Source organism: Nocardia sp. NPDC023733 (genome assembly GCF_040639775.1).
Classification (GTDB): Bacteria; Actinomycetota; Actinomycetes; order Mycobacteriales; family Mycobacteriaceae; genus Nocardia; species Nocardia rosealba.
Map to the genome: position 1 here is coordinate 276,368 of NZ_JBFAAN010000004.1, position 11,991 is coordinate 288,358.

At 67.9% G+C, this 11,991-nt stretch carries 13 protein-coding genes and 1 riboswitch; of the genes, 5 read left to right on the forward strand and 8 right to left on the reverse strand.

Going from position 1 to position 11,991, the window contains the following annotated elements; translation table 11 throughout:
• Positions 1 to 35 precede the first annotated feature (35 nt).
• The 4 genes from AB0F86_RS19750 (at position 36) to AB0F86_RS19765 (ending at position 4,714) form a co-directional block, all read left to right on the forward strand.
• Positions 36 to 224 carry a hypothetical protein gene (locus tag AB0F86_RS19750; RefSeq protein ID WP_067979020.1) on the forward strand — a complete coding sequence of 63 codons (189 nt, stop codon included), beginning with the start codon at positions 36 to 38 and terminating at the stop codon, positions 222 to 224.
• A gap of 125 nt (positions 225 to 349) precedes the next feature.
• On the forward strand, positions 350 to 2,605 hold the full coding sequence (locus AB0F86_RS19755; RefSeq protein WP_356985371.1) for an MMPL family transporter: 2,256 nt from the start codon (positions 350 to 352) through the stop codon (positions 2,603 to 2,605).
• A 55-nt stretch (positions 2,606 to 2,660) separates the two neighbouring features.
• A riboswitch (TPP riboswitch) is annotated at positions 2,661 to 2,787 on the forward strand.
• Entirely contained in the window at positions 2,782 to 4,434 is a 1,653-nt protein-coding gene (thiC, locus tag AB0F86_RS19760; protein WP_067485802.1) for a phosphomethylpyrimidine synthase ThiC, read from the forward strand. (Overlaps the previous riboswitch by 6 nt.)
• Before the next feature lie 79 nt (positions 4,435 to 4,513).
• On the forward strand, positions 4,514 to 4,714 hold the full coding sequence (locus tag AB0F86_RS19765) for a hypothetical protein (RefSeq protein WP_356985372.1): 201 nt from the start codon (positions 4,514 to 4,516) through the stop codon (positions 4,712 to 4,714).
• A gap of 30 nt (positions 4,715 to 4,744) precedes the next feature.
• On the opposite strand, the gene AB0F86_RS19770 is transcribed toward AB0F86_RS19765, so the two are convergent.
• On the reverse strand, positions 4,745 to 5,446 hold the full coding sequence (locus AB0F86_RS19770; protein WP_356985373.1) for a hypothetical protein: 702 nt from the start codon (positions 5,444 to 5,446) through the stop codon (positions 4,745 to 4,747).
• Positions 5,447 to 5,565: 119 nt separating this feature from the next.
• On the opposite strand from AB0F86_RS19770, the gene AB0F86_RS19775 reads away from it, so the two are divergent.
• Positions 5,566 to 6,360: a thioesterase family protein gene (locus tag AB0F86_RS19775; RefSeq protein ID WP_356985374.1), complete on the forward strand. Its 795-nt coding sequence runs from the start codon at positions 5,566 to 5,568 to the stop codon at positions 6,358 to 6,360.
• 117 nt (positions 6,361 to 6,477) lie between these two features.
• Here the strand turns inward: AB0F86_RS19775 and AB0F86_RS19780 are convergent, their stop codons facing one another.
• From AB0F86_RS19780 to AB0F86_RS19810, 7 genes are all read right to left on the reverse strand, one after another.
• Entirely contained in the window at positions 6,478 to 7,095 is a 618-nt protein-coding gene (locus AB0F86_RS19780) for a maleylpyruvate isomerase N-terminal domain-containing protein (protein WP_356985375.1), read from the reverse strand.
• Positions 7,096 to 7,123: 28 nt separating this feature from the next.
• The gene (locus AB0F86_RS19785) at positions 7,124 to 7,630 is read right to left on the reverse strand and encodes an SRPBCC domain-containing protein (protein WP_356985376.1); all 507 of its coding nucleotides are present in this window, start codon (positions 7,628 to 7,630) and stop codon (positions 7,124 to 7,126) included.
• A 19-nt stretch (positions 7,631 to 7,649) separates the two neighbouring features.
• Positions 7,650 to 7,979: a helix-turn-helix domain-containing protein gene (locus tag AB0F86_RS19790; RefSeq protein ID WP_067484519.1), complete on the reverse strand. Its 330-nt coding sequence runs from the start codon at positions 7,977 to 7,979 to the stop codon at positions 7,650 to 7,652.
• Entirely contained in the window at positions 7,969 to 8,400 is a 432-nt protein-coding gene (locus tag AB0F86_RS19795; RefSeq protein WP_356985377.1) for an SRPBCC domain-containing protein, read from the reverse strand. The genes AB0F86_RS19790 and AB0F86_RS19795 overlap by 11 nt, the downstream gene beginning before the upstream one ends.
• 71 nt (positions 8,401 to 8,471) lie before the next feature.
• On the reverse strand, positions 8,472 to 9,989 hold the full coding sequence (locus AB0F86_RS19800; RefSeq protein ID WP_225278353.1) for an MFS transporter: 1,518 nt from the start codon (positions 9,987 to 9,989) through the stop codon (positions 8,472 to 8,474).
• A gap of 155 nt (positions 9,990 to 10,144) precedes the next feature.
• Positions 10,145 to 11,140 (reverse strand): ABC transporter substrate-binding protein, encoded by a 996-nt coding sequence (locus AB0F86_RS19805; protein WP_225278352.1) that lies wholly within the window; start codon positions 11,138 to 11,140, stop codon positions 10,145 to 10,147.
• Between the two features lie 31 nt (positions 11,141 to 11,171).
• Positions 11,172 to 11,909: an ABC transporter ATP-binding protein gene (locus AB0F86_RS19810; protein ID WP_356985378.1), complete on the reverse strand. Its 738-nt coding sequence runs from the start codon at positions 11,907 to 11,909 to the stop codon at positions 11,172 to 11,174.
• Positions 11,910 to 11,991: the final 82 nt, after the last annotated feature.

Consider the following 11,991-nt stretch of genomic DNA (forward strand, 5'->3'; position numbering starts at 1 on the left):
TTCCGCCGCCCAGCGCGCATCGATACGGTGACCCGATGAAATCGACGATCGCCGCAGTAACCGGGTTCGCTCTGATCACCCTGGCTCAGCTGCCCCTGGCCGCACCCGCCTCCGCATGCGGGCCCTACCCGGTGCCCTGCGAGCCGAGCTCGGGCCAGCAGGTCGGCGACTTCTTGTCGCGGCTGGCCCAGACCTTGCTCAGCGGGTCGTCGGCAGCACCGTAACGGCCGAGGCATCCACCCAGGGGCGGAGATGGTACTCCGTCGGCGTCCGCCCTGAGGTGGTATCGGGCGGAAATGTTGCCGGGATACGGTGACACCTCGATACTTCGAACTAAAGGGTGCCGAGGATGTTGACGAGAATCGCCCGTATCGCTGTCGGCAGACCGCGACTGATTGTCGCGGTCGCGCTGCTGCTGATGATCCTGTGCGGCGCGATCGGCGCCACCGTGCACTCGAACATGAAATCGGGCGGATTCGTCACCGAAGATCTCGATTCGGTGCAGGCCAGTCAGTATCTGAGCGAGCACTTCCCCGGTAGCGAACCGAACTACGTCCTGCTGGTCACCGACCCGGTGTCGGTCGACTCCCCCGAGGCCCGCGCCGCCGCCGATGCCGCCGTGGCCGCGCTGCGCACCTATCCCGAGGTCAGCGGGGTGCAGTCGTATTGGACCTCGCGTCCCGACTTGAAACAGGCGCTGCGCAGCAAGGACGGCAACCGCGCGCTCATCCTCGCCAGCATCGAAGGCGACGACGCCGAACTGCCGGACCGGGCGGGCAAGATCACCAAGGCACTGGCGGACCACGACGGGCCGGTGACCATCGAGGCGGGCGGTCTGGCCGCCACGTTCTCCGACATCAACACCCAGATCAGCAAGGACCTGATCCTGGCCGAGGCCATCGCCATCCCCATCACCGGCCTGTTGCTGGCGCTGGTGTTCGGCAGTCTCGTGGCGGCCGCGTTGCCGGTGGCCATCGGGCTGTTCGCGATCGCCGCCGCGCTCGGCATTCTGCGTGTGCTCACCGCCGTCACCGATGTGTCGATCTTCGCCCTGAACATGACCACCGCCCTCGGTCTGGCGCTGGCCATCGACTACAGCCTGTTCATCGTGAGCCGCTACCGCGAGGAACTCACCGGCGGATCCACACCCACCGAGGCCGTGATCCGGTCGATCCGCACGGCCGGGCGGACGGTGGTGTATTCGGCGCTGGTGGTCGCGCTGTCGCTGTCGGCGCTGCTGGTGTTCCCGCAGTACTTCTTCAAGTCGTTCGCCTACGCCGGTATCGCGGTGGTCGCCGCGGCCACGGCCGCCGCGGTCATCGTGCTGCCCGCGCTGCTCATGCTGGTCGGGCACCGCATCGACGCCGGTGACCTGCGCACACCGCTGCGCAAGTTGTTGCGGCTTGCGCCGCGCGAGGAGAAGCAGCCGCGCCAGACTTTCTGGTACCGCCTGGTCACCGCCGTGATGAAGCGGCCGCTGCCGATCGCGCTGGCCACCACCGCGTTCCTGCTGCTGCTCGGATCACCGTTCCTCGGCGTGCAGTTCGGCTACCCCGACGACCGCTCGCTGCCCACCGAAGTCGCCAGCCGTGAAGTCGGCGACGTACTGCGCACAGAATTCGACGCCGACATGGCGTCGAGCGCGACCATCGTGCTGCGCGAATTCCGGGGCGGCCCGGCCGAGCTGGACGCGTACGCGCGCGAGCTGTCCAAGGTGCCCGACGTACCGGCGGTGCTGAGCAGCGCGGCCGTGTACCGCAACGGCCTGCGGGTGGCGGCGGGTGTGCCGGAGATGTCGGACCCGTCGGCGGGTGCGTACCTGTCGGTCGCCACCCGGCTCGATCCCTACTCCGACGCGGGCCGCGACCAACTCGACACGATCCGCGCCGTGCCCGCGCCCACCGACGCGCTCGTCACCGGTCCCGCCGCGCTGAACCAGGATTCCGTGGAGGCCATCACCGGCAAGCTGCCGCTGGCCGGTGCCCTGATCGCGATCACCACGCTGGTGCTGTTGTTCCTGTTCACCGGCAGCGTCGTCCTCCCGGTGAAGGCGCTCGCGCTCAATATCCTGTCGCTGGCGGCCACCTTCGGCGCGATGGTGTGGATCTTCCAGGACGGGCACCTGTCCGGGCTGCTCGGTTTCCAGGCCACCGGCACCCTCAACCTGGCCATGCCGATCCTCATGTTCAGCCTGGCGTTCGGCGCGTCCATGGACTACGAGGTATTCCTGCTCTCCCGCATCCGCGAGGAATGGCTGGCCGGACCCAAGACCACCGAGGGCAATACCGAGGCGGTCGCGATGGGTGTGGCACGCACCGGGCGCATCTTCACCGCCGCCGCGCTGCTGATGAGCATCGTGTTCCTCGGCGTCGCCACCTCCGGTGTGTCGATGATGAAGCTGTTCGGGCTCGGCTGCGCGCTCGCCGTCATCAGCGACGCGACGGTCATCCGCGGCCTGCTCGCACCGGCTCTCATGCGGATGATGGGCACCTGGAACTGGTGGGCGCCCAAGCCACTGGCGAAGCTGCACAACAGGTTCGGTTTACACGAGGCCGACGACGACCTCCCGGCCGCACATCCGACACTCGAGAAGACCTCCGCATAACCCGATCGCCGGGCGGGTCGCACCGCCCGGCGGGTATCGTCGGCGGCGGAGAATTCCACATCAACACGGGGGCTCGCACCAGCGGGCTGAGAGGACGGCTAGCCCTTTTTCCGGGCGATCAGGGCCGTCGACCGTATGAACCTGACCGGGTAATGCCGGCGTAGGGAGGACTGTTCATGGGCACAGCCACGTCGTCGAACGGCAACACCGCCGGAGTCGACACCGTCACCACCGGACCCATCCAGGGCAGCGTCAAACACTACAAAGAGGTCGACGGCCTGCGCATTCCCGTGCGCCGGATCAACCTCACCAACGGAGACCACTTCGACGTCTACGACACCTCGGGCCCCTACACCGACGACAACGCGGTGATCGACCTCGAGGCCGGTCTGCCGAAACTGCGCGACGAATGGACCAAGCCGCAGATCGACGGCCCGCCCACCCAGCTGCACTGGGCGCGCCAGGGCGTCGTCACCGACGAGATGCGCTTCATCGCCGCCCGCGAAGGCGTCTCGGCCGAACTCGTGCGCGAGGAGGTCGCCGCCGGGCGCGCGGTGATCCCGGCCAACCACAACCACCCCGAACTCGAACCGACCATCATCGGCAAGAAGTTCCTGGTGAAGATCAACGCCAATATCGGCAACTCGGCGGTGTCGTCGTCGATCGCCGAGGAGGTGGAGAAGATGGTGTGGGCCTCGCGGTGGGGCGCCGACACCATCATGGACCTGTCGACCGGCAAGAACATCCACGAGACCCGCGAGTGGATCCTGCGCAATTCGCCGGTCCCGATCGGCACGGTGCCGATCTACCAGGCGCTGGAGAAGGTGAACGGTGATCCGACCAAGCTCACCTGGGAGCTGTACCGCGACACCGTGATCGAGCAGTGCGAGCAGGGTGTGGACTACATGACCGTGCACGCGGGCGTGCTGCTGCGCTACATCCCGCTCACGGCCAAGCGCGTCACCGGCATCGTCTCGCGCGGCGGATCCATCATGGCCGCTTGGTGTTTGGCGCATCATCAGGAATCGTTCCTGTACACGCACTTCCGGGAGCTCTGCGAGATCCTCGCGAAGTACGACGTCACCTTCTCCCTCGGTGACGGCCTGCGCCCCGGCTCCATCGCCGACGCCAACGACGAGGCCCAGTTCGCCGAACTGCGCACCCTCGGCGAACTCACCAAGATCGCGAAATCCTATGGCGTGCAGGTGATGATCGAAGGGCCCGGCCACGTGCCGATGCACAAGATCGTCGAGAACGTCCGCCTCGAAGAAGAACTCTGCGAAGAGGCACCGTTCTACACCCTCGGCCCGCTCGCCACCGATATCGCGCCCGCCTACGACCACATCACCTCGGCCATCGGCGCCGCGATCATCGCCCAGGCGGGCACCGCGATGCTGTGCTACGTCACCCCCAAGGAGCACCTGGGTCTGCCCAACCGCGACGACGTGAAAGTCGGCGTGATCACCTACAAGATCGCCGCCCACGCCGCCGACCTCGCCAAGGGCCACCCGCACGCCCAGGACCGCGACAACGAATTGTCCAAGGCCCGTTTCGAATTCCGCTGGCACGACCAGTTCGCGCTCTCCCTCGACCCGGACACCGCCCGCGAATACCACGACGAAACCTTGCCCGCCGAACCCGCCAAGACCGCCCACTTCTGCTCCATGTGCGGCCCGAAGTTCTGCTCCATGCGCATCTCCGCCGACGTCCGCGAATACGCCGAAAAACAAGGCCTCACCGACGTCGCCGCCATCGAAGCGGGCATGGCCGAGAAATCCGCCGAGTTCGCCGACCACGGAAACCAGGTGTATCTGCCGGTCGTCTCCTGACGGCAGCGATCAGCCCCCGAAATCCACCCCAGGATTTCGGGGGCTGTTGCTACTCACCGCGGTCCGTAGGGTGCTGTCCATGACCACCCGAACCAAACGCGTCATCGCCGGGGCCGCCGCAGCCGCCGCCCTTTCCCTCGCCGCACCGATCGGTCCAGCCCATGCGGCCACCCCGGTCGCCGGATCGACCGATATCGGCTGCACCTCCACCGACATCAACCCCTGCCCCATCCGCCCCCTCCTCGACTTGCTCACCCTGGTGACCAGCGGCTCCGCGTAGGAAGACCATCGACCGACTTCAGCGGCTCGATCACCAATCGTCCAGGTAGGACAGGTCGAGGGTGATCGCTGCCGGGCCGGTGGTTGTGATGGATACGGTGGTTTCGTGGCGGTCCAGGGGCCACCCGGATACCGGGCAGGTGCCCCACCAGTAGTCGATTTCCCGACGGGTGCGGTACTCGAAAGCGCAGGCGCGCGTTTCGGTCAGTACCTGGCGCAGGCGCGCGGAGATGTCGTCGGCGCTCGCACCGGGCTGGTCGATGACGAATCGCCGCGTGCAGTCACTGTTCGAGGATCGCGCCGTACAGCCGACGTCCGCGTTTTCACGCACCACCATCCCCTCGGGTAGTGGTTCCAGCGCGTCCTCGGCGGGGACCCATGCCCACGCGCCGAACATCGAGAAGGCCGCCGCGAGCAGGACGGCTACGGTCGCCGTGACCAGGCAGAGCACGACGCTGACGGCATAACACACGCGCCGCCGCCGGCCAGCCGTTCGCGACATAGTCCGGTCGGTCTCCAGCCACGGTCCGAGCAGCAGCACCCCGACGACGAGCCCGGTGAGAACGAACAGCAGGGTGGCCGTACCTTCGGGAAAGACCCACCGCCGCGCCACCGCGACCTGCGCGGCGGCCAGCGAGGCGAGGACCACGAGACCGATCCAGCGGCCGCGCCGGGTAGCGGCGGTCGAAACCCAGAGCACGGCAGGCACAACCGATACACAGAGTGCGAACACCGCCGAACAGTAGCCGGTGGTTGGTGTTGTGATCGCTGTCGTCCACCGATTGTCGGAGCGAATCCGAAGACGAATCGAGGGGGTCGGCCGTCGGGGCACAGGCAGGTACGGTCGGACAGGTGACCGATGCTTTCTATGTTCCCGACCCGACGGATCCGAACCGCTTCGAGTCGACCGAGCTGACCAGGGGGCCGTGGACGCCCGATGCGCAGCATGCGGGGCCGCCTTCGGCTCTGCTCGGGCATGCGATCGAGCGGTGCGAACCGCGTGACGGGTTTCAGGTCGGGCGGGTGGCGGTGGAGATTCTCGGGCCGGTGCCGTTGGCGCCGTTGACGGTGCGGGCTGAGGTGGTGCGGTCGGGGCGCAGCGTCGAGTTGATCGAGGCTACGTTGTCGGCGGAGCGGGGGCCGGTGATGCGGGCGGTGGCCTGGCGGTTGAAGCTTTCGGAGCCGCCGCTGGATCTGCCGCCGGAGTTTCTGCCGAGCGGCACGAGGCCGCTGCCGGACGAGGCGCAGCCGGGGACGTTCCCGTCGAATCAGCGGGTCGGGTTCCACACCGGAATCGAATACCGTTTCAGTACAGGGTCTTTCGCAGCCCCGGGTCCCGCGGTGTGCTGGATCAAACTGAAGTACCCGATCGTCGCGGGCACAACACCGAGCCCGCTCGAACGTGCGCTGGCCGCCGCCGATTCGGGCAATGGGGTGAGTGCGGTGCTCGACTGGTCGAAATACCTGTTCATCAACACCGACCTCACTGTCACGCTGCACCGTCAGCCCGTAGGCGAGTGGGTCTGCCTGGACGCGGTGACCCACCCGCAACCGCACGGCATCGGCCTCGCGGAATCGGCGCTGTTCGACGAGACGGGCCCGATCGGGCGCAGTACCCAGACCCTGTTGATCGCACCGCGCGGATAGGGCACCTTCTCAGCGACGCCCACGCGGTGACACTTCGGTGCGAAGAACCGGGCGGCGCGGCGCGCAATCCCGGTGCCGACCCACCCAGCCCGCCGGGTGCGCACCGCAGCACATTCGTCAGACCACCGAAAAACCCTGGGGCAGTGTGGATCTCCCCGTCAACGCCGACAGCACCGATACTCCGTCGCCGAGGTGGACCGCAGTGCGTGCGGCAAGCACCGTGGCCTCGGTGAGCACGTCCTCGGGTAGTGAGCAGTCCAGGCCGGTGGCGGCGGCGATGTCGAGACTGTGCACGGCCAGCTCGAACGTCCGGGTGGGCAGGTAGGTGTAGAGCCGCATGCCGAGCCCGCCGATCACGGTGATCAACCGATCCTCGGCGCCGGTCACAGCGGCGGTCGCGGCGACGGCCAGCGCGTCGATCGCCGCGGCGGGGTCGTCGCCGAGTTCGGTGGCCGCGTCGCGTCCGCGGCGCACGATCGCCTCGCTACCCGCCCGCGCCGCATAGGCTTTCGCCATGGCGTAGTACTCCTGCGGGCTCGCCACGTCCTCCACCTCGGCGGGCTGCCGGAGGTAGGCGGTGACGGTGGTGAGCGAGCGGGAGGTGTGACCGACCAGCGATCGCAGATCCCACTCGCCCAGTCCCGGCCCCGCCCAGCTGTCGGCGGGGATCTTTCGGACAAGGGCGGCGAAGCTCGCCGCCGCGCTCACAAAGGTTTCGGCCGGATGCTCGTGCACAGCATCGAAAGTACCGGCCGCGGGGTACTCAGCGCAGGGCGTCGAGGTTTACCAGTTCGGCGTTGCCGTGCTTGATCAGTTCCGATTCACCGGTGCTCGTGCGGCGGAACGGATCACCCTTTCCGGTGGTGAGCAGGCCGTGGAGGCTGGTGGTGATGTAGGCACCCCAGGCATTGGCGCACACCTCGTAGCATTCGACCTCCGGCGCCAAACCCACGTGGGTGAAGCGGATTTCGGTGCCTGCGGGGGTTTCGGCGATGTCGAAGACGACATCGGTGTTCTCCCATTCGGCGGTGTCGGAGATGAAGGCGAGGTGGGAGTCGGTGACGTGCCAGACCAGGCGCTTGCCGGGGATCGATTCGGTGGTGGTCATGGTGCAGCGGTGGATGCCGGGGACTTCGAAGCGGTAGCTGTCGCCGACCGTTCCGGAGGTGCCCTCGACCGTCTCCGACCACCACGACCACACGTCGTTGATGGCGGCGAAGGCTTCCGCCGGGGTCTTGGGCACGGTGATTGTCGCGGTGAAGTCGCTCATGGCATTTCCTATGTTCGGCTCAGCCGTCGAGGTGGCGACGGAGCGCGTCGAGTGGACCGTCCCAGTCACGGGACAGGGCGGCCAGGAACTGCTGGGCCACCCGCATGGGGGCGGAATCGAGGCGGTAGCGCACGCGACGCCGTTCACCGGGTTCCGCGATCACCAGGCCCGCGTCCGCAAGCAGGGCAAGGTGTTTGGCGATCGCCTGCCGGGTGATGGGCAGGCGATCGGCGAGGTCGGTCGCGGTGGCCGGACCGTCGGCGGCCAGCGCGGCGAGGACCGCGCGACGGCTCGGATCGGCCAGCGCGACGAAGACCCGTTCGGCGGTTGCCTCGGTCTCAGGCCGCATCGAGGTACTCGACGAGCTCACCCAGCTCGCTCTTCCAGCCGCCGACATTGCCCTCGAACGCCTCCTTGTGGGCATCCTCGGGCAGCTGCGCGAAGCCGGATTCGACCACGGTGAGCCGGGTGCCCGCGCCGGTCGGTTCGAGCCGGAATTCGACGTAGGTGCGGCGCGGGTCGTCGTCGGGCAGGCCGTTGATGGGCCAGGTGTAGCCGAAGACGGTCGGCTCCTCGACCCGCTCCACGCGCATGTCGGCGGCCATGCCTTCGTCCCACGTCATCCGCATGTCCCCGCCGGGTCGCAGGTCGATCTCGGCGGTATTGCCGAACCAGCTCGCGAGCCCCTCGGCCGTGGTGATCGCCGCCCATACCTTGGCGGGCGGGTGGTCGAGTTCTACGGTTCGCACGATCTGATCGGGAAATCCCATGGTGCTTCCTCCTGTGTCGCAACCGATTGGTTGCTACTCACAGTATGGCAACCAACTAGTTGCGTCAAGAGTCAGTGTCCGCCGCTCACCCGGAACCCCTTGGGCACCAGCCAGACGGCGCCGACCGTCACCAGCGCCACCACGGCCGCGGACAGGTACGACGTGGTGGTGAGCGCGGAATCGAAAGCATGGGTGGCGGCACCGAGCAGCTCGGTGCGCGCGGGTTCCGGCAGGTCCGAGGCGACTTCGGCGGCGCCGCCCACCGAGCCGCTCGCCTGCTCCACCCGGTCGGCGGGGACGGGCAGATCGGTCATGTGCTCGGTGAACAGCCGGGCGTGCAGGCTGCCGAGCAACGCCACCCCGAAACCGACGCCGACCTCGTAATTGGTCTCCTCGACCGCACCCGCCTGGCCCGCCCGATCGGCGGGAACGGCACCGACGAGCACGGCGGCGGCCGCGGTGACGGCCATCCCGTCACCGAGCCCGAAGGAGACGAGCACCAGCGCAACCACCGGATACGAGGTCGGTTCCGGGCTCACCGCGAGCAGCAGGAAACCGAGCGCGACCGCGCCGAGCCCGACGCCGAGCACCACGCGGACCCCGAATTTCTCCATCAGCATCGGCGTGAGCAGCGACGCCGTGAGCAGGGTGAGGGCGGCGGGCAGCATCCGGATACCCGCCTGCGACGGGCTGTAGCCGTGCACATACTGCAACCACAGCGAGATCAGGAACATGGCGGCGCCGATGGCCATCATGGCGAGCAGGGTCGCGACGGCGGCCGCGGTGAACGCGCCGTTGCGGAACAGGCGCACATCCAGCAGCGGATCGGCCGACCGGAGCTGGCGGCGGGCGAACCAGGCCAGCGCGCCGACACCGATCAGCAGCATCGCCCAATCCACCACGGTCGCCTCGCCTTTGGCCAGATGCTTGATGCCCCACGCCAGGCAGACGATGCCGGCCACCGACAGCACCGCCGAGAACCAATCGAGCCGACCCGCCTGCGGGGTCCGGTACTCCGGCAGCACCCACAACCCGACGACCACCGTCACCAGCACCACCGGAACGTTCAGCCAGAACGCCGACGACCAGCCGAAATGCTCCACCAGGAAACCGCCGACGATCGGACCGACCGTCGCGCCCACCCCGGCGACCGCCGCCCAGATCCCGATGGCCATGGTGCGCTCGCGCACGTCGGTGAAGATATTGCGGATCAGCGACAACGTCGAGGGCATCACCATCGCGCCACCGATACCGAGCAGCACCCGCCCGACGATCAGCTGCGCCGCACTGCCCGCGGTGGCCGCGATCACCGAAGCGACACCGAACAGCAGAAAACCGCTGATGAACAACAACTTTCGACCCCACCGGTCCCCCAGCGCACCGGTGGTGATGAGCAACCCGCCGAGCACGAGGCCGTAGATGTCGATGATCCACAACTGCTCGAGCGGCCCGACGTGCAGATCGTCGATCAACGACGGCAACGCCACATTGAGAATCGTGGCATCCATCGCCACCAGCAACAGGCTGGCGCACAGCACCCCGAGCATCACCCAGCGCACCGACCCGTAGGTCTTCGTCTGCTCGTCCACCTGTCACCATCCTGGTCGTGATCGGTTTCCGTGGCGCTCGACCGCCCAGGTCAACGTAACCGCTCGGCACCGGTCACCCGGGGCAGCGCCACACCAGGTGAACGCAAAACGGCGCCTCCGACCCGGTGGATCGAAGGCGCCGTCAGGGGTCTGTCTCAGGACTTGTCGAACCTGGTGTCGACGTAGGAGTCGAAGTCGACCTTGCCGGGGATGGCCTTGGCGTCGGTGAACGCGTCGGCGATCTCCTGTTCGGAGGCGATCACCTGGTCGGTGAGCTCGATCGGTTCCTTGATCGAGCGGGTCCAGGTGGTACGGGAGGCATCGACGCTGATCTGGGTGAGTTCGGCGTACTTCGCCGACCAGGTGTCGAGGTTGTCCGAGGACCACTTGGTCGCGGCCGCGTAGCGCTGGAAGAAGTCGGCGAGGGCGGCCGACTTGCCCGGGTCGGCGAGGGTCTTGTTGCCCGCGGCCCAGAAGTTGTAGCCGTTGGCGGCCTGATCGGCGGTGGCGATGGACTTGGCACCGATCTCCTTCTCCGCGATGGCGGTGTAGGGGTCCCAGGTGGCCCAGGCATCGACATCTCCCCTGGTGAGGGCCGTGTAGCCGTCACCGGGCGAGAGGTAGACCGGTTCGACGTCGCTCAGCGACAGACCGGCCTTCTTCAGTTGCAGCAGCAGGTTGGCGTTGGCCGAACTGCCCTTGTAGACGGCGACCTTCTTGCCCTCGAGCGCCGCGACCGAAGCGATCGGCGAATCCTTGCCGACCAGGATCGCATCGCCTTTGCCGGTGGCCGAGAGCGCGCCGACGATCTTGATATCGGCATCGGCGGCGGCACCGAAGATGACCGGGGTGTTGCCGGTCTGGGCGATGTCGATGCCGCCCGCGCTGGCCGCCTCGACCAGCGGCAGGCCGGCGGTGAAGGTGGAGAACTCGATCTTGTAGGGCAGGTTTTCCAGCTGACCCGACGCCTTCAGCAGCACCTCGATCGAGATCGCCTTCTGGTCACCGACTTTCAGCGTCACCGTGCTCAGGTCGACCGGCCCCGAAGGAGCCGCCTCGGTCGCCGCGTCGTCACCGCAGGCGCTCAGCGAGAGCGCGGCGACGACGGCGAGGGCGAGTCCGGCCAGACGGGACTTCGGAGTGCGTTTCACGGGAACAACTTTCGTGCGATGGATGGGTGGGTCAGTGGGTGACGCCGAGCAGCGCGAGCAGCCGGGTCGCGTACTCGGCGACCTCCGGTGCCGCCGGGGTGCGGGGTCGCGGGAGGTCGATGGGGACGTCGGCGGCGATGCGGCCGTCGTCGAGGACGAGCACGCGGTCGGCGAGGGTGATCGCCTCGAGCACGTCATGGGTCACCAGCAGCACGCCGAAGGCGCGCTCGGCGTGCAGGCCGAGCAGCAGGTCGTGCATGGTCAGCCGGGTGAGGGCGTCGAGGGCGCCGAACGGTTCGTCGAGCAGGAGCAGGGTCGGTTCGGCGACCAGAGCCCGTGCCAGCGCGGCACGTTGGGCTTCGCCGCCGGACAGCGTGAGCGGCCACGCGTCGGCGCGCGCGGCCAGGCCGACCTCGGCGAGTACTTCGCGCGCGGCTTGTTCGTCGGCTCGGCGATTGCGCGGTGCGCGCCTGCCGAGCGCGACGTTGCGTACCACCGGCTGCCACGGGATCAGCCGGGGTTCCTGAAAGACGATCGTCGGCCTGCCCTCGACGAGAACCTCACCGGCACTTGCCGAATCGAGCCCGCCGAGAATCCGCAGCAGGGTGGATTTGCCCGAGCCACTGCGTCCGACGAGGGCGACGATCTCACCCGCGCCGATCTCGAGGTCGATGCCGTCGAGGACGGTTCGGTCACCGAAACTCTTGCCTAGTCCAGTGATTCGCGCGGCGGCGGCGGTGCGCGGGGCGGTGGCGGTAGTGGCGGTCATCGGGTGGGCCTCGCAATCGAACGGCGGACGATGGTCGGTCGGCGTGCGTGGCGCCCCGAGGCAGCTGTAGCCGATGGTGACG